This is a genomic window from Pseudoduganella sp., assembly GCF_041914865.1.
Lineage (GTDB): Bacteria > Pseudomonadota > Gammaproteobacteria > Burkholderiales > Burkholderiaceae_D > Rugamonas.
In genome coordinates this window covers 1-23,070 of sequence record NZ_JAYSCO010000048.1, presented here as the reverse complement: position 1 = coordinate 23,070, position 23,070 = coordinate 1, and the positions used below count along the sequence as shown (strand labels likewise).

The 23,070-nt window shown below is 63.5% G+C and carries 20 protein-coding genes and 4 tRNA genes; 8 read left to right on the top strand and 16 right to left on the bottom strand.

Annotated elements, in window-relative coordinates:
* Nucleotides 1-11: 11 nt before the first annotated feature.
* From ACE3TQ_RS19640 to ACE3TQ_RS19625, 4 genes are all read right to left on the bottom strand, one after another.
* Entirely contained in the window at nt 12-1,982 is a 1,971-nt protein-coding gene (locus ACE3TQ_RS19640; protein ID WP_374584115.1) for a DUF6351 family protein, read from the bottom strand.
* Nucleotides 1,983-2,085: 103 nt separating this feature from the next.
* Nucleotides 2,086-2,161, bottom strand: a tRNA-Asn gene (locus ACE3TQ_RS19635).
* 59 nt (nt 2,162-2,220) lie between these two features.
* Nucleotides 2,221-4,410 carry a TonB-dependent receptor gene (locus tag ACE3TQ_RS19630; protein WP_374584113.1) on the bottom strand — a complete coding sequence of 730 codons (2,190 nt, stop codon included), beginning with the start codon at nt 4,408-4,410 and terminating at the stop codon, nt 2,221-2,223.
* Nucleotides 4,411-4,523: 113 nt separating this feature from the next.
* The gene (locus tag ACE3TQ_RS19625) at nt 4,524-4,940 is read right to left on the bottom strand and encodes a cupin domain-containing protein (RefSeq protein WP_374584111.1); all 417 of its coding nucleotides are present in this window, start codon (nt 4,938-4,940) and stop codon (nt 4,524-4,526) included.
* Nucleotides 4,941-5,063: 123 nt separating this feature from the next.
* On the opposite strand from ACE3TQ_RS19625, the gene ACE3TQ_RS19620 reads away from it, so the two are divergent.
* The 6 genes from ACE3TQ_RS19620 (at nt 5,064) to ACE3TQ_RS19595 (ending at nt 12,127) form a co-directional block, all read left to right on the top strand.
* The gene (locus ACE3TQ_RS19620; RefSeq protein WP_374584109.1) at nt 5,064-7,754 is read left to right on the top strand and encodes a S8 family serine peptidase; all 2,691 of its coding nucleotides are present in this window, start codon (nt 5,064-5,066) and stop codon (nt 7,752-7,754) included.
* 168 nt (nt 7,755-7,922) lie between these two features.
* On the top strand, nt 7,923-8,567 hold the full coding sequence (locus tag ACE3TQ_RS19615; RefSeq protein ID WP_374584107.1) for a hypothetical protein: 645 nt from the start codon (nt 7,923-7,925) through the stop codon (nt 8,565-8,567).
* On the top strand, nt 8,564-9,262 hold the full coding sequence (locus ACE3TQ_RS19610; protein WP_374584105.1) for an ABC transporter ATP-binding protein: 699 nt from the start codon (nt 8,564-8,566) through the stop codon (nt 9,260-9,262). The genes ACE3TQ_RS19615 and ACE3TQ_RS19610 overlap by 4 nt, the downstream gene beginning before the upstream one ends.
* The gene (locus tag ACE3TQ_RS19605) at nt 9,252-10,499 is read left to right on the top strand and encodes an ABC transporter permease (protein WP_374584102.1); all 1,248 of its coding nucleotides are present in this window, start codon (nt 9,252-9,254) and stop codon (nt 10,497-10,499) included. The genes ACE3TQ_RS19610 and ACE3TQ_RS19605 overlap by 11 nt, the downstream gene beginning before the upstream one ends.
* On the top strand, nt 10,492-11,196 hold the full coding sequence (locus tag ACE3TQ_RS19600) for an outer membrane lipoprotein-sorting protein (RefSeq protein WP_374584100.1): 705 nt from the start codon (nt 10,492-10,494) through the stop codon (nt 11,194-11,196). Before ACE3TQ_RS19605 ends, ACE3TQ_RS19600 begins: the two co-directional genes overlap by 8 nt.
* Nucleotides 11,183-12,127 (top strand): hypothetical protein, encoded by a 945-nt coding sequence (locus ACE3TQ_RS19595; RefSeq protein WP_374584098.1) that lies wholly within the window; start codon nt 11,183-11,185, stop codon nt 12,125-12,127. The genes ACE3TQ_RS19600 and ACE3TQ_RS19595 overlap by 14 nt, the downstream gene beginning before the upstream one ends.
* A 2-nt stretch (nt 12,128-12,129) precedes the next feature.
* On the opposite strand, the gene ACE3TQ_RS19590 is transcribed toward ACE3TQ_RS19595, so the two are convergent.
* The 9 genes from ACE3TQ_RS19590 to ACE3TQ_RS19550 all read right to left on the bottom strand — a co-directional run bounded on the left by ACE3TQ_RS19590 (nt 12,130) and on the right by ACE3TQ_RS19550 (nt 17,431).
* Nucleotides 12,130-12,921, bottom strand: coding sequence for a LytR/AlgR family response regulator transcription factor (locus tag ACE3TQ_RS19590; RefSeq protein WP_374584096.1), 792 nt, complete (start codon nt 12,919-12,921; stop codon nt 12,130-12,132).
* 2 nt (nt 12,922-12,923) lie between these two features.
* Nucleotides 12,924-13,991 carry a sensor histidine kinase gene (locus ACE3TQ_RS19585; protein ID WP_374584094.1) on the bottom strand — a complete coding sequence of 356 codons (1,068 nt, stop codon included), beginning with the start codon at nt 13,989-13,991 and terminating at the stop codon, nt 12,924-12,926.
* A 55-nt stretch (nt 13,992-14,046) separates the two neighbouring features.
* Nucleotides 14,047-14,247, bottom strand: coding sequence for a hypothetical protein (locus ACE3TQ_RS19580; RefSeq protein ID WP_057259495.1), 201 nt, complete (start codon nt 14,245-14,247; stop codon nt 14,047-14,049).
* A 163-nt stretch (nt 14,248-14,410) separates the two neighbouring features.
* A tRNA-Asn gene (locus ACE3TQ_RS19575) sits at nt 14,411-14,486 on the bottom strand.
* A 48-nt stretch (nt 14,487-14,534) separates the two neighbouring features.
* Nucleotides 14,535-14,780, bottom strand: coding sequence for a hypothetical protein (locus ACE3TQ_RS19570; RefSeq protein WP_374584091.1), 246 nt, complete (start codon nt 14,778-14,780; stop codon nt 14,535-14,537).
* A gap of 57 nt (nt 14,781-14,837) precedes the next feature.
* Nucleotides 14,838-14,913, bottom strand: a tRNA-Asn gene (locus ACE3TQ_RS19565).
* A gap of 52 nt (nt 14,914-14,965) precedes the next feature.
* Nucleotides 14,966-15,655, bottom strand: a complete 690-nt coding sequence (locus tag ACE3TQ_RS19560) for a DUF3334 family protein (RefSeq protein WP_374584089.1) — start codon at nt 15,653-15,655, stop codon at nt 14,966-14,968.
* Between the two features lie 224 nt (nt 15,656-15,879).
* Complete coding sequence (locus tag ACE3TQ_RS19555; protein WP_374584087.1) at nt 15,880-16,611, bottom strand: hypothetical protein; 732 nt, start codon at nt 16,609-16,611, stop codon at nt 15,880-15,882.
* 22 nt (nt 16,612-16,633) lie between these two features.
* Complete coding sequence (locus ACE3TQ_RS19550) at nt 16,634-17,431, bottom strand: helix-turn-helix domain-containing protein (protein ID WP_374584085.1); 798 nt, start codon at nt 17,429-17,431, stop codon at nt 16,634-16,636.
* Between the two features lie 128 nt (nt 17,432-17,559).
* Between ACE3TQ_RS19550 and ACE3TQ_RS19545 the strand changes: the two genes are divergently transcribed.
* Nucleotides 17,560-18,921 (top strand): serine hydrolase domain-containing protein, encoded by a 1,362-nt coding sequence (locus ACE3TQ_RS19545; protein ID WP_374584083.1) that lies wholly within the window; start codon nt 17,560-17,562, stop codon nt 18,919-18,921.
* Nucleotides 18,922-19,237: 316 nt separating this feature from the next.
* Here the strand turns inward: ACE3TQ_RS19545 and ACE3TQ_RS19540 are convergent, their stop codons facing one another.
* The 3 genes from ACE3TQ_RS19540 to ACE3TQ_RS19530 form a co-directional block, all read right to left on the bottom strand.
* A complete protein-coding gene (locus ACE3TQ_RS19540) occupies nt 19,238-19,759 on the bottom strand; it encodes a PEP-CTERM sorting domain-containing protein (protein WP_374584082.1) in 522 nt (173 codons plus the stop codon).
* Between the two features lie 213 nt (nt 19,760-19,972).
* Nucleotides 19,973-20,048, bottom strand: a tRNA-Asn gene (locus ACE3TQ_RS19535).
* 36 nt (nt 20,049-20,084) lie between these two features.
* Nucleotides 20,085-21,287 (bottom strand): aromatic amino acid transaminase, encoded by a 1,203-nt coding sequence (locus tag ACE3TQ_RS19530; protein WP_374584080.1) that lies wholly within the window; start codon nt 21,285-21,287, stop codon nt 20,085-20,087.
* Nucleotides 21,288-21,397: 110 nt separating this feature from the next.
* On the opposite strand from ACE3TQ_RS19530, the gene uvrB reads away from it, so the two are divergent.
* Nucleotides 21,398-23,070 (top strand): excinuclease ABC subunit UvrB (gene uvrB / locus ACE3TQ_RS19525; protein ID WP_374584078.1); only part of this gene is annotated, 1,673 nt, incomplete at its 3' end.

Sequence of the window (23,070 nt, the reverse complement as noted above, 5' to 3'; positions counted from 1 at the left end):
TGGTGGGATCTTCATAGCCCGTTATTGTAATCGCACACCCCCTGCGGGAAGATGCGTGCCAGCCAGGCTTTCTGCGCGTCCGTGAAGCGCACAGCCGGTCCATAAGTCCCATCCGCAAAGGCCGTCGCCAATGGCTTCAGGCGGCATTTGAAGGTGTCGCCACGGATCGAATCGCCGGCCACCATGCGCGGACTGCCATGGATGGGAAAGGCTTGCGTGCAGACTCCCGGCTTGCCGCCATCCAGGATCCCGTTCCAGGCTTCCGGCCCGGTACCGATCACTTTGCCGGCGCTATCCACGCAGCGGTCGGCAAATTCCGCCGGCGCGCTGCCGCTGGACAGGTACTGGTCGAGCACCGCTAGCGCCTGCATCACCTGCCCTGTCAAATCGGTGTCGGCGCGCGCGAACCAGATCACCTGGCGCCTGGCCTCGGCTGGATTGGCAGCCAGCAGGCGCGCACGCACCGAGAACGGCTGGCGCGCATTGTGCATGTCCAGCTCGGCCTCCAGGTACGGCAGCACGGTCACCACCGGCATGCCGAGGCGTTTACCGCTGAAGACATGGCCGGAGTCAAATGCGGCGCGGATCGCCTTCTGTTCCCCCGCGCGGCGCGGCGCCGGCATGCCGGCCGGATCGCGGCAGCTCGCACTGCGCTGCATATTGGCCGAATCGAAGGGATCGCTGTCCGCCTTCCATGGCACAAAATCGCGCTGCTCCTTCCAGCTGCCCACGCAAGCGTTCAGCTGCAGGAATTCGGCGGCATCCAGCTTGCCCGCCGCCAGCGCGGCCAGGCCGTATTGCACGCCCACATTATCGATCGGGATTGGCGCATAGCCTTCGGCATCCACGCCGTACACATCCTCCAGGTCATTCCAATGCGTCCATTTGACCTTGTCCAGCGCATCCTTGCGGTAGCCGTAGAACTCAAGCGCCTTGTCGAATCGCGCGTCGCGATAGCGCGGATTCAGCACCGTCGGCATGGCGAAGCGCCAGCCGTTGATGCATTCCGTACTGCCCGCCTTGCCGGTGATCGGGTTGCGCGCGGTATCGCTGGCGTTCATGCCCTGCACCAGCGACTGGGCGCTCCAGACAGCCCAGCGCGAAGACGGATTGCGCGCCACCTCGTCGCGGAAGTACTGCCCCAGCAAGGGGCAGTCGGAAATCGGGATCGACTGCGTCACCATGTCCGGGTAAGGCTGCACCGGAATGCCCGCATCGAAAATCCCCGGCCGGTTCTGAGCAAACAAGAACTGCTGCACCGCGCCGCCCGAGCCGCCGATGGCGACTGTGTACAGCGGCTGGCCATAGGTCGCGACAAAGTGCGCCTTGGTCTGGGCCGCCGTCTCCTCCGCCAGCCGCATATGGTAGTGGACCCCGGTCTGGTTGCCGGACGAACTGGCCACCGCATAGCCCTCGGCCAGCAGCCTGGGCATCAGCTTTTTCTCCGAACCGTTCAAGCCATTGTTCATCCACATCGCCGTGCCCTGCTGGTGGCCGATGCCAACGCCGCCGCGCATCCAGTACACCAGCTTGCGGTTCCACGCCGCTCGTTCCAGCATCGCAATCGTATAGATAAAGCGGTTGATGGTGCCCACCTCCACCCGCACCACGAAAGGAACGGCAGCACCGTTCACGGTAATCGTCTGCACGTCCGCCGGCAGCGCCTTGTCGCCGCCGGGCGCCCAAGGCTTGAATTCAGTCCCGGTGAAGTAGAAATGCTGGATGCGCGGCCGGATGGCGCACTGGCTGCTATAGCCGATCACCCCACCGCCGGCATCGCGCACCGGGTGGCCGATGCCCTGCTGGTTGTCGACCAGAGGCTGTCCCAGCCCGGATTCCTCGGTGCGGCAGATGAAGGGTTGCTGCTGCCCCGGCTGCGGCCCCTTGTCGTAGACATGGTTTTCGCCGGGCGGCTGGTGTTGCGGGGTGCTGCATCCTGCCAGGGTGGTAGCCGCTAGAACGGCCAGGATCCAAGCTTTCATGGCGCCCTCCTCCTTGGCTGTCAAGTCTACACCCATTGCCAGCTGGCGCCCCAGGCAAAAGAAAAGGGCCCCGCGATTTCTCGCGGGGCCCTTCTCAGTGTTCTGGCTCCCCGACCTGGACTCGAACCAGGGACCTGCGGATTAACAGTCCGTCGCTCTACCGACTGAGCTATCAGGGAAAAGAGGCCGTATTATAGCCACCGATTTCGGGGCTGACAAGGGTCAGCCCCGAAAAAGTTTAGAACGAGCCTTTGAACTGCACGCCAAACTGACGTGGCTCGTTGATGAAGCCAGTCAGGTTGTTGAAGTCGATGGCGCCGGTGATGCGGCGCTGGTCGGCGATGTTGCGTGCGAAGGCCGCCACTTCATACTTGCCGCCGGCCCAGTTGTAGCCCACGCGCAGGCCGCCTTCGGTCAGCGGTGCGCCGGTGAATTCAACTGCTTCGTACAGGAAGAAGTTCACCTTCGAACGGTACGACCAGTCGGTCAGCACGAACAGGTTGCCGTCGGCCAGCGGGTAGTTGTAGCGGGCGTTCAGGTTGATGATCCACTTCGGCGCCTGCGGCAGTGCATTGCCGTCGATGACCACGCGGCCGGCACCGTTGATCGGGTCCAGGATGGTGCAGCTTGGGCACTTGTTCAGCGACAGCGATGGATCGCGGATCTCGGTGAAGTTGTACGACGCGCTGGCGGAGACCTTGAAGTCGTTGGTCACGAAACCTTCGATCTCGCCTTCAATGCCGCGGCCCTTGGTCTTGGCAGCGTTGATCAGCTTGGTGACGTTGGAATTGCCGCCGACCACGGTCAGCTGCTGGTTCTTCACGTCGTAGTCGTACACGCTCAGGGAAGCGCGTGCGCGGCGGTTCCACAGGTCGGCTTTCACGCCGGCTTCGATCGAGGTGATGGTTTCAGCATCGGCCACGCTGATCGGCACGGAAGTCGAAGGGGCGGCGATCGACGGCGCGCGGAAGCCGGTGGCGTAGCGCGCGTACACGCTGACGTCCTTGTTCAGCTTATAGGTGCCGCTCAGGTCCCAGTTGAACTTGTCCTTGGCCAGGTTGGCGCTCTTCGGGCCGACCAGCACGGTGCCGGTGGTTTCCAGCACGTCGAAGTCCTTCTTGTCGTCGGTGTAGCGCAGGCCGCCGCGCACGGTGAACGCATCGTTCACGGCGTAGTTCACGGAGCCGAACAGCGCATACGCTTCGTTCTTCTGCTGCGACTTCACGCGCGAGGTGCGGTCGCCGGCAACATTGAAGTTGTCCTGGCCTGCCACTGCCTTCTCGTCGAAGTAGTACACGCCCGCCTGCCAGTTCAGCGGGCCGGTGTATTTCGATTCAACGCGGAACTCCTGCGAGTACTGCTTGATGTCCGGCACGAAGGAGCCGGTCGCCACCTGGAACGGCACTGCTGGCGCGTTGGTCGGGTTGCCGCCGTCGATGTCGCCGCGCGAGTTGTACTTGGCCACGGTCTCGTAACCGGTGATCGAGTACAGCTTGTGCGCGCCCAGGTCCCAGCTCATGCGCACGTTGGCGCCCTGGGTCTTCAGTTCCTGGTCTTCACGCGCGTTGATGGCGATCTTGTCCGGATCGAAGCCGTCGACGAAGGTATTGGAACCCTTCTTGATGATGTTGGCGCGGAACAGACGCGAGCTGCCGGTGGTCTGGCGCTGGTGCACGTTGAACAGGGCGTTGAACACGCCGTTCGGCTGGTACAGCACCTGCACGCGTTCGGCGTGCTCGTTGTAGCCTTCCAGCGCGTTCTTCTCGCCGGTGTAGGTGTTGTCCACGAAGTCGTCGCGGTGCTGGCGCAGGGTCGACACGCGCAGGGCCCACTCTTTCGACAGCGGCACGTTGGCGGCTGCTTCCAGGTTGACGGTGGCGTCGGTTGCGTAGGAAACGTTGTAGAAGCCTTCCACGCCGCGCAGGCTTGGCTTGGCCGATTCGAACTTGACCACGCCGGCCGGGGTGTTACGGCCGAACAGGGTGCCTTGCGGGCCGCGCAGCACTTCCACGTTGGCCAGGTCGAACATCGGGTAACCCTTCAGGATCGGGTTCTCCTGCACCACGTCGTCGTAAATCAGGGAAACTGGCTGCGATGCGAACACGGCGAAGTCGGCGTTACCGTAGCCACGGATGTAGAAACGCGGGAATACACGGCCGGTCGACGACTCGACGTTCAGCGATGGGGTCTTGCCCGCCAGGACGCGGATGTCCTGGCCGCCGGACAGCAGGATGTCCAGCTTTTCGTCCTTGATCATGGACACGGAAACCGGCACTTCGCGGATATTTTCTGCGCGGCGCTGTGCGGTCACGGTCACTACTTCCAGCTGGCCAGCTGGGGCCTGGGTTGCTTCCTGGGCCAGGGCGGCCATCGGCACGGTGGCGCCGATTGCCAGAAGACGCTTATGCATCTTGGACAACTTCATCATGTTCTTTCCTTGTGGGTGATGTGATGGTTGTCTCCTTATTCCCCCCCACAGGACGCGGTCTGTAGCCGCGAAAATAGCGCGCATTATATACCCACTATAAGATTTCAGCACTACTACTTGATTGTGAGTGTGCTACCAGCAGCGCCCACATAGAACACCACCAGCTTCACCGGGCCGCTGCCCACATTGCGCCCGTTATGCATGGTGCCCACCACTTCCGCCAGCGCCTGGCCCGCCGCAAAGCGCTTCAGCGAGCCGTCTTTCAGCCCCACTTCCAGTTCACCCTCCAGCACATAGGCAAAGGACGGCACCGGATGCATATGCCAGCCGGTTTCCGCGCCGGCGGCGATTTCGATCTGCAAAGCGGTGACTTCGGCCTGCCCCGCCGGCCAGGCCAGCGGCGCGCCGTTCCAGCTGGCATTCGATTTCAGCAGGCTGGTGACTTTGACGGAGGCGGACTGGTCCAGTGCAGAAGCAGGCTGGGCGGCGAACATGGCGAGCGCGGCCACGGTGGCGGTCAAGGTTTTCATAGGTCTCCCGGTTGGTATATGGCGCATGATAGACGCAGGTCAAAACCAGATCAAATAAGCCTCCTAGACTGGCCTGAGCCCCGCAACAAAAGGGGGACTTCCCCGAATCCGCTAGGAGCCATCATGAAGAACTTCCCGCAAGAAATGAACCACCCGTCCGGCGCCACCCTGGTGCTGGACCGCACGCGCCTGCTGCTCGCCTTCAAGCAGGCGAAAGAGCGCAGCGCCGTCGAAGCATTCCTGCATAGCCTGGAGCTGTTCCTGGAAGACGAAGCCGACGAGGGCATGGTGCCCGGCGAGCGCGTCAACCACACCAGGACGCGCTTTTTCGTGCAGTCGCGCCGCCCGCTGGACGACGGCCACCTGGCCAGGATCGAGGAAGCCGGCGCCGCGCAGGGCCTGGACTGGATCGGCCCGATCTACCGCATGGCCGGCCAGCGCGGCCGGCGCGGCCTGGCCGCACCGCTGCCGCACGTCGCAGTGATCAAGCTGCGCCAGCCGCGCGAGAACGCCCTCAAGCTGCCGGAAGGCCTGGGCACGAAAGGCGCGGCCGAGCCGATGATCCAGGAAGTGGCGGAAAAATCGCGCTACCTGAACGGCCACCGCTACTTCCAGATCGCCAACGTCAAGGAAATCAACGCCTACCAGCTGCGCGAGCGCCTGCGCCAGATGCCGAACGCGCCGATCGCCGATTTCCAGTTCGAGACCATGCCGCTGCTGACGCCGACCTCGATCGCCCCCAACGACACGCTGTTCCCGCAGCAGTGGGACATGACGCGCATTGAAGCCGGCGGCGCCGGCACCACCGGCTGGGACATTACCACCGGCATCGCCACCGCCGTCGTATGCGTGCTGGACGAAGGCTGCGACCTGACCCACCCCGACCTGCGCTTTTCCGCCAACGGCATCAACCTCGGCACCATGAGCGGCGACGGCTCGCCCACCGGCAACCACGGCACGGCCTGCGCCGGCATCGTGGCCGCCACCTACAACAACGGCACCGGCGTCACCGGCGTGGCGGGCGATGCGCGCATCCTGCCGGTTGCCTTCGACGCCTGGACCGATGTCGAGGTGGCCAACGGCATCAACTACGCTACTGCCAACGGCGCCACCGTGATCAGCATGAGCTTCGGCTGGAACGCCTGGAGCCCGGCCATCATCGACCCGGCCATCCAGAACGCCTTCAACAACGACCTGGTGATGTGCGTCGCCACCCACAACTACAACGGCCCCATCACCTACCCCGCCACCAATCCGCTGGTGATCGCGGTCGGCGCATCGGATGAAATCGACAACCGCAAGACCCCGCTCAGCCCGGACGGCGAAGCGTGGGGCTCCAACTTCGGCCCGCAGATCTCGGTGGTTTCGCCCGGCGTGCATATCCCCACTACCGACATCCAGGGCGGCGGCGGCTATGAGCCGGGCGACTACGACCTGCTGTTCAACGGCACCTCCTCCGCCACGCCGCACGTGGCCGGCCTGGCGGCCCTGATCCGCAGCGTCTACCCAACGCTGAACAATGTGCAGGTGCGCGCCCACATCGAACGCACGGCGCAGAAGGTCGGCGCGGTGGCCTATGCCGGCACGGCGGGCTACCCGAACGGCAGCTGGAACCAGGAGATGGGCTACGGCCGCATCAACGTCTTCCGCGCCCTCGACGAGGCGGACGTGATGATCAAGGACGCCCCGGCCGACACCGGCGCCGAGCCCTTCACCGGCGGCAATTTCTGGGACTTCTCCGACATCGTGGTGCGCATCAACGACGACAATGTCTTCATCCCGAGCGACCCGCTGCAGTCGAAAAACGTGGAGCGCGGCCAGGCCAACTATATCTACGTGCGCGTCACCAACAACGGCGCGCGCGACGCACGCAACGTCACCGTCAGCACCCGCATCATGCCGTACGCCGGGCTGCAGTTCGTCTACCCGCCCGATTGGACCACCGTGGACGCCACCCACGTCAGCCCGACCGGTATCACCACCAGCTTCGCCAGCGTGCCGGCTGGCGCCACGGTCATGGCCAAGTTCCGCATCGAAGCCTCGCAGGTGGAATCGCTGTACGGCTGGCAGACCGACCACCCCTGGCACCCCTGCCTGCTGGCCGTGGTCAACTCCGACAACGACTACGCCTTCGCCACCGCCCCGCTGACGGGCGATCCGATCAGCGCCCGCCTGAACAACCTGGCGCAGCGCAACCTGAGCGTGATCGACGTGCTGGCCGGCGCCAGCGCCAACTTCCCCTTCGTGGCCGGCAGCCGCTACAACCGCGAAACGCGCATGACGCTGGCGATTGACCGCAGCCGCCTGCCGCACGACATGCCGCTCACCCTGTCGCTGGACGAAGACGGTGCGGCCTTCCCGGCCATCGACTTCGAGAACCAGGTCGATCCGGCGCCCGACCAGGGCCACGGTCATGGGCAGGACGATATGGACAAGGATTGCGGCCTGGTCTTCCTGCACGACACCAAGGTCAAGACCCGCTTCGGCTGCTGCTGCGGCATCCTGACGCTCAGCAAAGGCTCCCATTTCGACTGCCTGCCGAAACGCACCCTGGGCAACATCAGCGTGGAAGGCGGCGACGTCGTGCTGCGCAACGGCAAGCGCTACGTCGAGATCCGCAACTCCGTGGTCAAGATCACCATGGAGAAAGAGCCGGCCATGATGTATCCGCTGGCCCTGCGCACTACCATCCCGGCCAGCGCCGCCGCCGGGGAGCAGTTCACCATCAACGTGGCACAGCTCAACGCTGCGGGCACGCCGGTCGGCGGCGCATCCATGGTGTACCACGCCGGCCAGACCGGCCTTGGCGAATGAACGCGGCGCTCTGCGACGAGTAAGCCCAACAGCCCGGCCTTGCCGGGCTTTTTTATGCCCGCGCCGCCCAGTTTCGCGCCGCCCAGCACCGGTTTCGTCGCATCGCCATAGCGCCACTGGCGCCGGCTTCGTAGTCTTGCACCATCAACAACGACTACGGAGCACACCATGCAGCACGCCATCCTTTCCCTCACCCTTGCCCTTGCCTGCGGCGCCACCTGGGCTGCCGCCACCCCCGACACCAGCGTGTTCAGCGCCGCGCGCCAGCAATTCGTTGCCGGCGCCGGCGGCGATGCGGCTGCGCGCGATGCGGCAATCGAGTCCTTCGAGAAGCTGGCCGGCAGCCAGCCCGGCAACCCGGTCTACCTGGCCTACCAGGGCGCCGGCCTGACCCTGCGCGGGCGCGACGCCTTGATGCCGTGGGACAAAATGAAGTTCACCGAAAAAGGCGCCGACTTGATTGAAAAGGCCCTCTCGCTGCTGGCGCCCGAACACGACACGCAACTGCTGGCCGGCACCCCTGCCAGCATCGAAACCCGCCTGGTCGCAGCCAACACCCTGCTCGCCCTGCCCGATTTCATGAACCGCCGCAGCGGCGGCAAGCGCGCCCTGCAAGCAGCGCTCGACTCGCAAGCGCTGGCCCAGGCGCCGGCCCCGGTGCGCGCCAACCTGTTCAGCCTGGCCGCACGCGTCGCCGCAGACGAGAAGCGCAGCACCGACGAAATCGGCTACCTGCGCCAGGTGGTAGCGACCCAGGCCACCACCCCGCACGTCGCCAAAGCCGCCGCCCGCCTGAAGGAGCTGGGCCAATGAAGGCGGCCGAACCGCTGCTGTCGCTGCAAGGCGCCAGCAAATCCTACGCCCTCGGCGGCAATGTGATCCGCGCCCTGAAGTCGGTCGACCTGGCCCTGGTGCGCGGCGAAATCGCCGCCATCACGGGCCCCTCGGGCAGCGGCAAAAGCACCCTGCTCAACCTGTGCGGCCTGCTGGACAAGGCCGACGGCGGCGAACTGCTATTCGACGGCGAGCCGCTGCCGGCCGGCGACGAGGCGCGCCGTACGCAACTGCGGCGCCAGGCCATCGGCTTCGTGTTCCAGGGCTTCAACCTGGTGCCGGTCATGACGGCGCACGACAACATCGACTACCCGCTCTACCTGCTGGGCGTGACCGCCGCCGAGCGCCGCCAGCGCGTGCGGGAAGCCCTGGAACGCGTCGGCCTGCAAGGCCTGGGCGGGCACAAGCCGGACCAGCTGTCCGGCGGCCAGCGCCAGCGCGTCGCCATCGCCCGCGCCGTGGTCAAGCGCCCGCGCCTGGTCATTGCCGACGAACCGACCGCCAACCTCGACGCCCACACCGCCGCCCAGATCGTCAGCCTGATGCGCACCCTGGCGCACAACGACGGCACCACCTTCCTGGTCGCCACCCACGACGAGCGCATGCTGCCGCACTGCGACCGTTCGCTGCTGCTGGATGACGGCGTACTGCACGGAGGCGTCCATGCGCATTGACTTCAAATGGCTCGCCCTGGCCTGCCGCAACGCCATGCGCAACCGGCGCCGTTCCCTGGTCACGCTGGCCATCGCCGCCACCGGCACCGCAGCGGCCTTGCTGGGCGGCGGCTTTGCCCTGCACACCTACGAATCGCTGGCGCAGGCCAGCGCGCGCGATACCGGCCACCTGGTGCTGGCCGCGCCCGGCCAGTTCGACGGCATCGACAATATGCCGCTGGAGCACGGCTTGTCCGGCCGCGCCGCGCTCACGCGCGAGCTGCTGGCGCAGCCGCAGGTAACGCGCGTGCTGCCGCGCCTGCAGTTCTCCGGCCTGGTGAGCAATGGCGACAAGAGCGAAATTTTCCTCGGCACCGGCGTCGATGCACGCCAGGAGTTCCTCGTCAAAGGCCCGTTCATGAAGGTGGAGGAAGGCGCCCTGCTCGACGACGGCGGCAGCACCGGCACCGCCCCGGCGCATGGTCCCGGCATCGTCCTCGGCAAAGGCCTGGCGCGCATCCTGAACGCCAGGCCGGGCAGCTCGCTCACGCTCATGTCCACCACCACCGCCGGCAGCCTGAACGCCATCGACGTCACCGTCACCGGCATCGTCAGCAGCGGCATCGCCGACATCGACAAACGGCTCGCCATGGTTGACCTGGCGACCGCGCAGGAGCTGCTGGTCACCGATAAAGTCAGCTACCTCAGCGTCTACCTCGACGAGCTGGAACACAGCGACGCCGTGGGCGAAGCCTGGCGGCGCCAGTACGCCGGCCGGCTGGAAATCCGCTCCTGGCTGGAGCAGGCCGTGTTCTACCAGAGCGTCAAAGGCCTGTACAACCGCATCTTCGGCTTCCTCGGCGTGATCGTGCTGGTGATCGTGCTGTTCGCCATCACCAACACCCAGTCGATGGCGGTGCTGGAACGCACGCGCGAGATCGGCACCCTGCGCGCCATGGGGACCACGCCCGGCGAAGTCACCCGCCTGTTCACGCTGGAAGGCATGGTGCTCGGTAGTGGCGGCGCCGTGCTGGGCATGGCGTTGGCGGCAGGCGTCGCCCTGGCGCTGGTCCGTCTCGGCATCCAGATGCCGCCGCCACCCGGACGCACCGGCGGCTATCCCCTGGTCGTCACCGTATCGCCCGCCATGTACGCGGCTGCCGCACTGGCTGTCACCGCGCTCGCCGCCCTGGCCTCGCTGCTCGTCAGCCGCAAGGCCGCCAACCAACCTGTCGTAGAGGCCCTCGCCCATGTTTAAAACCACGATCGCGGCCCTGTTGCTGGCCGCCTGCGGCGCTGCCGCCGCGCAGGATGTCGACGCTATCCTGCGCAAAGCCGACACCTACCGCCTGCGCGACGGCTCATCGCAACTCGAGACGCTGGTGCAAACCTTCAAGGACGGCAAGCTGGATAAGGAAAAACGCTACCAGGTGCTGATCCGCCCAGGCGGCAAATCGCTGGTGCTGTTCCGCTCCCCCGGCGAGACCGGGCAGAAGGTGCTGATGTCGGGCGACGACTTCTGGCTGCTGCTGCCCGGCAGCGCCCGGCCGATCCGCATCACGCCGCTGCAAAAGCTGCTGGGCGACGCCTCCACCGGCGACATCGCCAACATGACCTGGTCCGGCGACTACAAAGGCAGCATCGCGCGTGAAGTCGAGGTCGACGGCGTGCCCTGCCTCGAACTGGAGCTGGCCGCCACGCGCAAGAGCCTGAGCTACCAGCGCCTGGTGCTGCACGTCGCCAAAGCCGACTACCGGCCGCTGCACGCCGACCTGTACGCCAGCTCCAGCAAGCGCCTGAAGCAGGCGCGCTTCAGCCAGGACCGCATGGTGCTGCTGGACGAGATCCAGACGGGACGCGAAACCGTCATCACCACCCTGTCCAGCAAGCCGCGCCAGTTCGGCGACGAGTTGTTCAACCCGATGTTCCTGAGCCGCTCCGATGCCGCACCATAAGCCAGCCCGGGCCGCCGCAGCGCTGTTCGCCGCGCTGGCCCTGCAGCCCGCCGCACAAGCAGGCGAACTGGCCGCCAGCGTGCGCGCCCAGTTCGGCAGCCAGTCGCTGCAGGCCGGCGAATTGCGTTGGGCCGACGGCCCGCTGCGCAGCGTGCTCACCGCCACCCGCATCGACGGCGGCGGCATCCGCCCGCGCCTGAATGAACTCACCTACGACCGCGCCTTCGCCGGCGGCTTCCTCACCGTCGGCAAGAAGGTCATGAGCTGGGACGTGGGCTACGCCTTCCGTCCGCTGGACGTGGTGCAGCGCGAAGACCGCCGCGCCCTCATCCCACTGGCGCTGGAAGGCATCCCCATGCTTGCCTGGGAGCGTTTCGACAGCGACAGCGCCACCACCTTCGCCTGGGCCAATCCCACGCGCGGCCGCGCCGACCAGGCGCGCGACGATGAAGCCATCGCCATCCGCCATTACCGCCAGCGCGGCGCGCGCGACGAGTATGCCGTGTTGCGCCTGTCGCGCCGCAATGTCATGGAAGCCGGCGCGTCCTTCTCGCAAGTCGCCAGCGACGGGCTGGAACTGCACGCCTCCCTGCTCTGGCAACAGCGCCCGGCGCATGGCGGCAAAGCGCTGGCCGGTTTCACCTGGACCACGGAAAGCAAACTATCCATCATTGGCGAAATGTGGACCGACCGCAGCGCCGGCCCCGGCCAGCAACGCAACCGCATGCTGCGCGCCGCACAGTATTTTGATGACGTGGAAGTGGCCGCCGACCTGCTCTGGCAGCCGCAGACGGGCAGCCGTATCGGCACGCTCTCGGCCAGCTGGAAGAGCGGCCCCTGGACTTTGGCGGCCAGTTATCGCCGCTACGGCGGGCTGGCCGGCCGCTATATGCAGGACACTGCCCTGGCCAGCATCCAGCGCGGCTTCTGACCTTACATCTGCCGGAACAGGTGCGCGTAGAGTGGCGACACGCGCAGCTTCTCCGTGCGCCCGCGCAGGGCCAGCGACATCTTGCCGCCCTCCTCGCGCACAGCACTCAGCACGCAGGAGGAATTGACGATGGTGCCGCGATGCACCTGCCAGAACAGCTGCTCATCCAGCTGCGGCAACAGCTCCTTCAGGCTCATACGGATCAACACCTCGCTGTCCGCCGTCACCACATTCACATACTTGTCCGCCGCCTCGAAGTACACCACATCCGCCACCGGCACCATGCGTACCTGGTTGCCCACCGCCGCCCGGATCACGCTCAGGCGCTGCGCAGCCGGCGCCGCCATCGGCACGCCCAGTGCGCGCAACTGCGCCGCCAGCGTCTCCAGCGAGCCGGCGCCCGCCGCCGGCTTGTCCTGCAACCGCTGCTGCAGACGCGCCACCGTGCGCGCCAGGCGGGCATCGCTAACGGGCTTCAACACATAGTCCGCCGCCTCGCGCTCGAATGCCTGCACCGCGAACTCGTCGTAAGCAGTCACGAACACAATTTGCGGGAACGGCGCCGGGCCGGGCCAGGCCTCCGCCAGCTCCTCCGCCACTTCCAGGCCGGACTTGCCCGGCATTTTGATATCGAGGAACAGCACCTCCGGCTGCAAAGCCAGCGCCTGCTGAAGCGCCTCGATGCCGTTGCCGCAATTGGCAACGATGTCCAGGCCGGGCCACTGGCGCTGCAATGCCGCCGCCAGCGTGGCAGCCAGGATAGGTTCGTCTTCAGCAATCAGTACAGTCGTCATAATCAAGCAGGCAAAACGATGCGGGCCACCGCGCCCTGTGGCGCGGCATCGAGGGAAAAGGAAGCACGCTCGCCGTACAGGCCACGCAAGCGCTCGCGGATATTGGCCAGGCCGAGCCCCGTGCCCGGCTTGCCCGGACCGGCATCCAGCCCGCGCCCCGTGTCGGACACCAGCAGTTCAAGCGCACCATCCAGCGCGCGTGCCGACACCTGCACATGGCCACCCGCCACATTCGGCTCCAGTCCGTGCGCGATGGCGTTCTCCACCAGCGGCTGCAGCAGCATCGGCGGCAGCTCCAGATTGCGCAAGGCATCCGGCATATCCAGCCCGTAGCTCAAGCGCGCTCCCATGCGCACCGACATCAAGCCCAGGTAAGCATCGAGCAGCGCAAACTCCTGCCCCAGCGTCGTGCGCTCGGCCCGCGCCGCGCTCAGGGTCGCACGCAGGTAGGTGATCAACTGGTCCAGCATGGCCTGCGCGCGCGCCGGATCCAGCGCAATCAGCCCCTGCAGGTTGGCCAGGGTATTGAACAGCATATGCGGCTCGATCTGCGCCTGCAGCCGCTGCAACTGCGCCTGCAAGGCCTGGCGCTGGACTGCCTCCGCCCGCGCCTTCTCCATCGCCGCCTCGGCGCGCGCCTGCAGCAGCCGGTCCCGCCCGGCGAAGAACAAGGTCGCCACCCCGGTCGCGAACACCGTGAACAGCAAAGCGCTGACACCGCGCTGGCCACTGAGCGAACCCATGATGTTGACTTTGAACCCAAGCAGCCAGGCCGCCAGGTGTGAACCGACAAACACGCCGGCAACGATCCCGCCCGCCAGCACCGGCAGGAACAGCAGCCAGTTGGTTTTCCCCTGCTCGCCCCATAACGAGAAGCGCGCCAGGTCGATCAGCAGCCAGGTGGACAAGCCGATGCACATGGAAACGACGAGATTGACGCCGAACATGCGGCCGCTGCCGAACACATAGGTGATCAGCACCGCGCACATGACGTTGAACAGGGCGACATACAGGCCGTCAATGGCCATGCGCCGCAAGGGGAATCGGGAAAATGGGAGGATTGTCTGCATGGCAAGCATTTTCGCCTCTGCGGCGCCTGCCTTGCAAACGATTTGCGACGAAACCTTATGCCAAGGCTTCTTTAGCGGCTTCTTCCGGCGTTAAACCGTCGTAGAACAGGTCCGTGAACCACTCAATCTGTTCTTCAATATGGTCCTGCGCCTGCTCCACCGTGGCGCCGCCCTTGACCAGGAAACCTTCCACTTCGATACACCACTGGATCAGTTCCAGCGTTTCAGGATCCAACTCTTCTTTTTTCTTAGCCATGCTTTACTCCAATCGACGGCCATTCTAGCATGCGAGTAGGTTGACGCCGCCCTGACGAATGGAAGCGGTAGCCCCTGCCACGCCTGCCTGCCGACGGCCTCGCCCCCAAAATGCAAAAAACCCAACCGGGTTAGGGCTGGGTTCTTGGCATGCTGCAGAATTCTGGCTCCCCGACCTGGACTCGAACCAGGGACCTGCGGATTAACAGTCCGTCGCTCTACCGACTGAGCTATCAGGGAAAAGAGGCGTGAGTATAGCGGCCAACTCCGCGAATTGCAATTCCCAGTTTATTGATCGGCCGGGATAATTTTCGTCGCGTACTCATGGGCAGCCGATTTCTTCTTCACCGCCCATGCCACCGCTTCTTTTGCTTGCGCCATCGTCAGGATGGAAGCCTTTTCCTTGTTCTTGATGAAGGAGACGCCTTCAAACACGCCCTCCTTGCTGCGCATGACCCGCGCAAACACCGGCGGCTTGTTCGGTTCCTTGATTTTGTCCTGCTGGACCATATAGCGCTGATCGCTGTTTTCCATTTTCCTACCTCGCAATGCAAAAAGCCCAACCGGTAAAGGCTGGGCTTTTCAGTATTCTGGCTCCCCGACCTGGACTCGAACCAGGGACCTGCGGATTAACAGTCCGTCGCTCTACCGACTGAGCTATCAGGGAAAAGAGGCAATATTATATCTGCCGTTCCAAAATTTGCAAACCCCTCTGTATCTTACATGCCAAGGGACTTCAGCAGCTCATCGGCGTCGTCCGACGAGATCGCTTCGGCTGGCGCATCCGCTGGCTTGGCGGCCTGCTCGCGCTCCAGCAGCGCATCCGGATCGATATCTTCCGACTTCTCAAAATCGTGCAGTTTAATAAACTCGGTGCGGTCGATCGCCAGTTCCAGGTAGAAGATGTTGTTGCGTTCGGTGAAGAAGGACACGCGGCGCATTTCCGGGCGGTCCAGCGGGGTATCCACGCTCAGCATCACCTGCTTGTTCAGCACCAGCATTTTCGGCTGGTTCTGGGTAATGTTGGTGTGCAGCTCGCTGCGTACTTTACCGGTGAAGTCGCCCACGATCTGGTTCATCAGCTCGCCCATGATGTTCGACACTTCGTCGGACGTGAAGGAGCTGGCCAGCTCGGACTTCGGCATGCCCATGCTCAGCATGTAGCGCTCGTAGATTTCCATGGCCGCTTCGGCCGAGAAGTTCAGTACTACCAGGCCGGTAAAGCCGCCATCGAACAGCACGAAGCAGCCGATATCAGGTTTCAGTCCGATTTTGGTAATACGCTGGACCATGGCCGAATACGTGATCCGGCTTTGCGATGCCACGTTCAGCACCCGCGTGACCGATGAGCAAAGGGTTGTCAGCAGGTCTTCGGTACCGTACACCACCCGCTCTTCTTTTGTAATCATTATAAAAATAGCTCCGCAATTGATCGTCCAGGCCACAAAAAAGCCGGAATATCCAAAGAATAACTTATCCCGTGGCAAAAGCAAAAATGTAAAGTGGCAATATGCTGTTGCCGCCACAGCAGGCGGATGGCAGTCCAATGCGTTTTTAACACTTTGCGCCTTTCGGTGGCGCGGGCGTGGGCCGCCGGGCGCAGGCGCGGCGGGCGGCAAGCTGCGGCGGGCGCTTAATTGACGGTTGCGGATTCGATTGATTTCACCACTTTGCCGTGTTCGTCCAGCATCTGGATCTGCGATTTGCCGTCCGCCGACACCAGCAGCATCATGCGCACGCGGCCTTTGGCATCCTTCAGCTGCAGCGACGAACCTTTGTCGCGCGTGTTGCCCAGCCAGATGCGGTTGGCACTCAGGCGGCCTTCGTCGTTGAGCTTGTTGTAGAAGGCCTCGCGCTCCGCCTCAGGCAGCTTGCGCGCCTCCTCGGTGAAACGCGTCACATCCTCCAGCGAGCTGACCTTGAAGTTCGGCACGTCGTTGATCTTGATGCCGGTCATCTGGTGGGCCGCGCTGTCGTTGGTGAGCAGTTGCAGGGTCTGGTCCTGGCGGAAACGGTCGAACGTCAGCGACAGGCCGGACGACACTTTGCCATCGGCCGTGATGCTGCCCTTCTGGATCAGGCCGCCGTTTTCCGTGCCTTCCTCATTAATGAACAGCATGCCAGCGAAGGAACGCCGATCCGGCCGCGCGCCCTCTTTGCCTTCCTTGAAGTCGCCTGGGAACTGGGCCTTGTTCGAAATGACGATGCGCTTGGTGCCGTCCGGCTCGACGATATTGATGCGTCCAACCGTAATTTCGTCAAAAGTCTCCTTCTTTTCAGTCTTGGCGGCAGTCAGGGCAAACACGGCGGCCAGGGCGGCTGCCATGGTGGTGGCGCCGGACAGGAAGGTGCGGATCTGCGACATATGAATCTCCTCTTTATAGTGGTCAGGGGGTTTTGCGTTTGTTTTTCAGGCGGCGCAAGCGCCATTCGGTGAACATCCCGACGAAGCCGGCAGCGAAAATGACGGCGCCGATAAACTGCAGGATGCGGTTGCCGGTGGCGGCAACGTGTTCATAACGGACCAGGCTGAAGCGGCGCTGGCCACCGTCCGCCCTGGCGAAGTAAAACTGGCCGCGGTTCTCGGTCGTCTCGACATTCATTGGGCGTACGCGCTGCGCCTTGAAGTCGGCCATGGTTTTGGCAAACTCTTCGCGTGTGATGAGGTTGGCGGTCTGGCGCAAGCTGAGGATCTCTTCGAAGGTGTCGAAGATGTTCTCCGCCTCGCCCGCCTGGATCACGCCGGGCGACGTGTAGTGATACACCCGGTTCGGGAAGAAGATGCCGTCGTTGGCCGCCAGCATCAGCGCAAACCCGAGAATCCAGGCCAGCGCCGAGCCGACCAGCCAGCGGCGCGAGTGGTCGGCCTGCTGGGCCACGGCCTGGGTTGTGAACTGGGCAACTGCCGGGATATGGCGCAAAGTCGTCTCCAATACCTCCTGGTGCAGGTCTTTCAGGAAGCTCGCCGCATCCATGCCGAGGCCGGCGACAATGGTGGAAAACATCTCCGCCGATGGCACCGACTTATCGTTTTCCAGTTTCGAAAGATAGGACTGTTCGATCCCGAGTGCTTCCGCAAACTGCGGCTGCGTCTGCCCGCGCTCGGTACGCAATTGCTTGAGCTTTTCGCCGAAATTCATGACAACCTTTCCAAAAAGTAACTGAATGACCGTATTCTTGGTCATTCATGCAAGACTTGGAAGTGGAATATTGAAGAATTTGCATGAATTTGCATGCTTTAGCTTTTCTTAAGCCTGCCTAAAAGACAATCTGCTATCGTTATGTTGCGATTTTGCAAACAACGAGGTTCACCATGCCGCCCCATCACGCCACTCTTCCCGCCACCGCTGCGCTGCCGGCATTCGCTGCCCGCCTGGGCAGCATGGTCGACGCAAGCGTCCGTCCGCTGTTCCAGGACGACGCGCCTGGCGCCGCCATCATCGTTGCCATAGACGGCCAGACGGTGTTCCGCCAAGGCTACGGCCTGGCCGATTTTGCGACCCACAAGCCGGCCACCCCGGACATGGCCTTCCGTCTCGGTTCCATCACCAAGCAATTCACTGCCGCCGCCATCCTGCTGCTGGCCGAGCAAGGCAAACTCGAGACCAGTGACGACATCCGCCAATACCTGCCCGCTTTCCCGGACAAAGGCAAACGCATCACCATCGAGCATTTGCTGACGCATACCTCCGGCATCCCCTGCTACACCGAACAACTCAGCTACCTGGGCAATATGGCCAGGGACATGACGGTGGACGAGATGATCGCCAGCTTTAAAGACATGCCGCTCGAATTCGCGCCGGGCGAACAGTTTGCCTACAATAATTCAGGCTATTTCCTGCTCGGCGCCATCATCGAACGGGTGTCGGGGCAGACTTATGCCAGTTTCCTTGCCCAGCACATCTTCACACCGCTGGGCATGCGGCACACCGCTTATGAAGGCCACCAGCGCAACGCGGTCGTCCAGGCCAGCGGCCACAGCCATGAAGAAGGCAAGTTTGGCCCCGCCGCGCCGCTCAGCATGACCCAACCCTATGCCGCCGGCTCGCTGGTCTCCACCGTCGACGACCTGGCCCGCTGGGACCAGGCCATCAGCCAGTCCCGCCTGCTGCAGGAGCGAAGCTGGCAGCGCGCATTCACACCCTACGTGCTGGCCAACGGCAACGCGACCGGCTATGGCTATGGCTGGGAAATCACCACCCTGCGCGGCAGCACCGCGATTGAACACGGCGGCGGCATCAACGGCTTTGCCACCCATGCGATTCGCCTGCCCGAGGAGCGCGTCTTTGTCGCCGTACTGACCAATAGCGACGACGGCATCGCCGATGCCGATTTCGTTGCCCACAAGGTCGCCGCCATGGCCATCGGCAAGCCCTTCCCCGAGCGCGAGGCAATCCAGTTGAGCGAACAGGCACTCGACGCCATGGTTGGCACCTACATGGTGGACAGCAAGACCAATCGCCAGGTCATCCGCGAAGGCAAGCGGCTGTATATGCAGCAGACCGGCGGGGATCGCCACGAAATCACGCCTTATGCGAGCGACGCCTTCTTCATCCCCAATACCTTGGTGGAAGTTCGCTTCAGGAAAACGCAGGGAGGGAAAGTGGACAGCATGGTGGTCACGGGCTCGGGGCCGGAAACGCCCTACCCGCTTATCGGCGCCGGCAATCCGTAGCAGCACCCTGTGGTGGCGTGGGCGCCCCGGCGTGCGCCCCCCCCTGCACCGGCCGCTACGGACTGGCGCCTGGCTTCATCCCCGCGATCTCGGCCCAGGATGGCAAGTACTTTGCCCAGGCCACGGGCCAGGAACCAGCCGAGATTTTCCCGCAAACGGGGCAGCTGCTTCTTGCCAGGGTGATGGAGGCAGATATCCGCTTTGAACACGGCGCGGATGGCCGCGTGACCCGCCTGGTGCTGCTGCAAGGCGGGCGCGCGGCAGACGTAAAAAAGCCCAACCGGCAACGGTTGGGCTTTTGCAAGAGGCCGCCGGATCAGGCGCGGCGGCGGGTGCGTGCCAGCGCCAGCAGGCCCAGGCCGAGCAGAACGATCGAGCCTGGCTCAGGTACGTTCACGCTGGCGTTGACTTGGCCGACGTTGTTCCATGCATCGGAATCCCAGTAGTACAGGTTCAGCTTGCCGCTGGCGTTGGCATAGCCATCGAACTTGGTGCCGATGGTGAAGTAGTTGCCGTCGCCGATTTTGCCAACCAGGCTACCGATACGGGCATTGAAATCGCTGCCGTCCGCGTTCTGCACCTGCATGTACCAGCCGTCCTTGCCATCAGCGTTGCTGAAGTAGCCGGCGTTGCCATGGCTAAAATTCCAGAGCTGGGATGGATCGACCGAAATATTCATGTGCTGGCCGGCTTCCAGTTCGATGCCGGTGTTCAGCGCAGTGCCGCCGCCAATGCTGTTGGCGCTCGAGTGGATGGTCACTACGCCTGCCTGGGCCAGGCTGGCGGCAGCGAAAGCTGCGAAGAAAGTGATGGTGCGAAGAAACTTTTGGACTTGCATGCGTGATTCCATGGTTACATTTTGAAAGTTAACCAAGAAGCAAACATCATGCCAACCAAAAACTCACAGGCCAATAGTGAATGAAATCAACTACTTATTCCGATAGGCAAAACACCTTGCCCGCAGGACTGTAAAGTTTTCCGACACTTCAACTGTTTATGCGCCGTGAAAAACAAAAAGCCCAACCGGTGGTGGTTGGGCTTTTCTATATTCTGGCTCCCCGACCTGGACTCGAACCAGGGACCTGCGGATTAACAGTCCGTCGCTCTACCGACTGAGCTATCAGGGATCATTTCTGACCGCGTTGCGATCAGAGACCAAGATATTACAGAACCTTGGCGATGGCGTCAACTACTACATCGATATTCTTCGAATTCAGTGCCGCCACGCAGATACGGCCAGTATCCACCGCGTAGATCGACTGTTCGCGCAGCTTGGCCACCTGCTCTTTGGTCAGGCCGGAGTAGGAGAACATGCCAACCTGTTCACGCACGAAGTCGAAGTCATGGCCCGGGGCCTTGGCTTTCAGCTTCTGCACGAAGGCTTCGCGCATTTCCTTGATTCGCACGCGCATGCCGGCCAGTTCGTCTTCCCACAGCTGGCGCAGTTCCGGGGTGGACAGCGCGGTTGCAATGACCTTGCCGCCGTGGATCGGTGGGTTGGAGTAGTTGGTGCGCACCACGCGCTTCAGCTGCGACAGCAGGCGCGCCGCTTCGTCGGCCGATGCCGCCACCACGCTCAGGGCGCCCACACGCTCGCCGTACAGCGAGAAGGATTTGGAGAAGGAGTTCGACACCAGCAGCGCCACGCCGGTGGCGGCGAAGCGGCGCACCACGGCGCCATCTTCCGCGATGCCGGCGCCGAAGCCCTGGTAGGCCATATCCAGGAACGGCACCAGGCCGCCCGCGACCACGGCAGCAATCACCTCATCCCATTGCGCCTGGGTCAGGTCGGCGCCGGTCGGATTGTGGCAGCAGGCGTGCAGCACCACGATGGCGCCGCGCGGCATGGCTTTCAGCGCAGCCAGCATGGCCGGGAAGTTCACGCCGTGGGTGGTTTCGTCGTAGTAGGCGTAGTTGTTGACCTTGAAGCCGGCGCTTTCGAACAGCGCGCGGTGGTTCTCCCAGCTTGGGTTGCTGATGTAAACCTCGGAATTCGGGGAAAAACGCTTCAGGAAGTCAGCGCCCAGCTTCAGGGCACCGGTGCCGCCCAGAGCCTGCACGGTCACGGCACGCTTCTCTTGAATTACGGCGCTGTCGGCGCCAAATACCAGCTCTTGCACAGCCTTGTCGTAAGCAGCCAGGCCTTCGATCGGCAGGTAGGTACGCGGGGCGTGCTGTTCGATCAGGATTGCTTCCGCTTTTTCTACGCACTTGAGCAGCGGCACTTTGCCATTGTCGTCATAATAGACGCCTACGCCCAGGTTAATCTTCGCTGGGTTAGTGTCTGCATTAAAGGCTTCGGTGATGCCGAGGATCGGGTCGCGCGGGGCCATTTCGATGGCGCTGAAAACGGAAGGGTTCGTCATGATTAGATTATTTACGTTTGGGAGCGGGGCGATGCAGAAGCTTGCCGGCACCCGAAGAATATCCGGTCAGGGCCACCGACAATCGCATATTCTATCAAAGGTCTGCATTCATGTCTGATTCGCAAAATTCCGGCGCTGCGGCGCCGACTGTCATCACTTTCCCGGACTCGCCGTACCGCCTGCACCAGCCCTTCCCGCCTGCCGGCGACCAGCCCACCGCTATCGACGGCTTGTGCGAGGGGATCGAGGACGGCCTGTCGTTCCAGACCTTGCTGGGCGTGACCGGCTCGGGCAAGACCTACACCATGGCCAACGTGATCGCACGCATGGGCCGCCCGGCCATTGTGTTCGCGCCGAACAAGACGCTGGCGGCGCAGCTGTATTCCGAATTCCGTGAGTTCTTCCCGGAAAACGCGGTCGAATACTTCGTTTCCTACTACGACTACTACCAGCCGGAAGCCTATGTGCCGCAGCGCGACCTGTTCATTGAAAAGGACTCGTCCATCAATGAGCACATCGAGCAAATGCGCCTGTCCTGCACCAAATCGCTGATGGAGCGGCGCGACGTGGTGATCGTGGCCACCGTCTCGGCCATCTACGGTATCGGTAACCCGAACGAATACCACCAGATGATCCTGACCTTGCGCGCCAAGGACCGCGTCTCACAGCGCGACGTGATCGCGCGCCTGATCCAGATGCAGTACACGCGCAACGAAATGGACTTCGGCCGCGGCACCTTCCGCGTGCGTGGCGACACCATCGACATCTTCCCGGCCGAACACGCCGACCTGGCGGTGCGCCTGGAAATGTTCGACGACGAACTGGAAAGCATCCAGCTGTTCGACCCGCTGACCGGCAAGGTCAAGCAAAAGATCCCGCGCTTCACCGTCTACCCGGGTTCGCACTATGTGACGCCGCGCGCCACCGTGCTGCGCGCCATCGAGACCATCAAGGAAGAGCTGCGCGAACGCCTCGATTTCTTCCGCCGCGAGAACAAGCTGATCGAGGAGCAGCGCCTGGAGCAGCGCACCCGCTTCGACCTGGAGATGATGTCCGAGGTCGGCTTCACCAAGGGCATCGAGAACTACTCGCGCCACCTGTCCGGCGCCAAGGCCGGCGAACCGCCGCCGACCCTGGTCGACTACCTGCCGCGCGATGCGCTGATGTTCCTGGACGAGTCGCACGTGCTGATCGGCCAGCTGTCGGCCATGTATAACGGCGACCGCTCGCGCAAGACCAACCTGGTCGACTACGGCTTCCGCCTGCCGTCGGCGCTGGACAACCGCCCGCTCAAGTTCGAGGAGTTTGAATCCAAGATGCGGCAGACCATCTTCGTCTCCGCCACCCCGGCGGAATACGAAAAGAAGAACGCCGGCGCCGTGGTCGAGCAGGTGGTGCGCCCAACCGGCCTGGTGGACCCGCAAGTGATCGTGCGCCCGGCCCGCACCCAGGTTGACGACCTGCTGGGCGAAATCAACGACCGCATCGCAAAAGACGAGCGGGTGCTGGTCACCACGCTGACCAAGCGCATGGCCGAGCAGCTGACCGAATACCTGGGCGACCACGGCATCAAGGTGCGCTACCTGCACAGCGATGTGGATACCGTGGAGCGCGTGGAAATCCTGCGCGACCTGCGCATCGGCACCTTCGACGTGCTGGTCGGCATCAACCTGCTGCGCGAGGGCCTGGACTTGCCCGAAGTGTCGCTGGTGGCGATCCTGGACGCCGACAAGGAAGGCTTCCTGCGCTCCGAGCGCTCCCTGATCCAGACCATCGGCCGCGC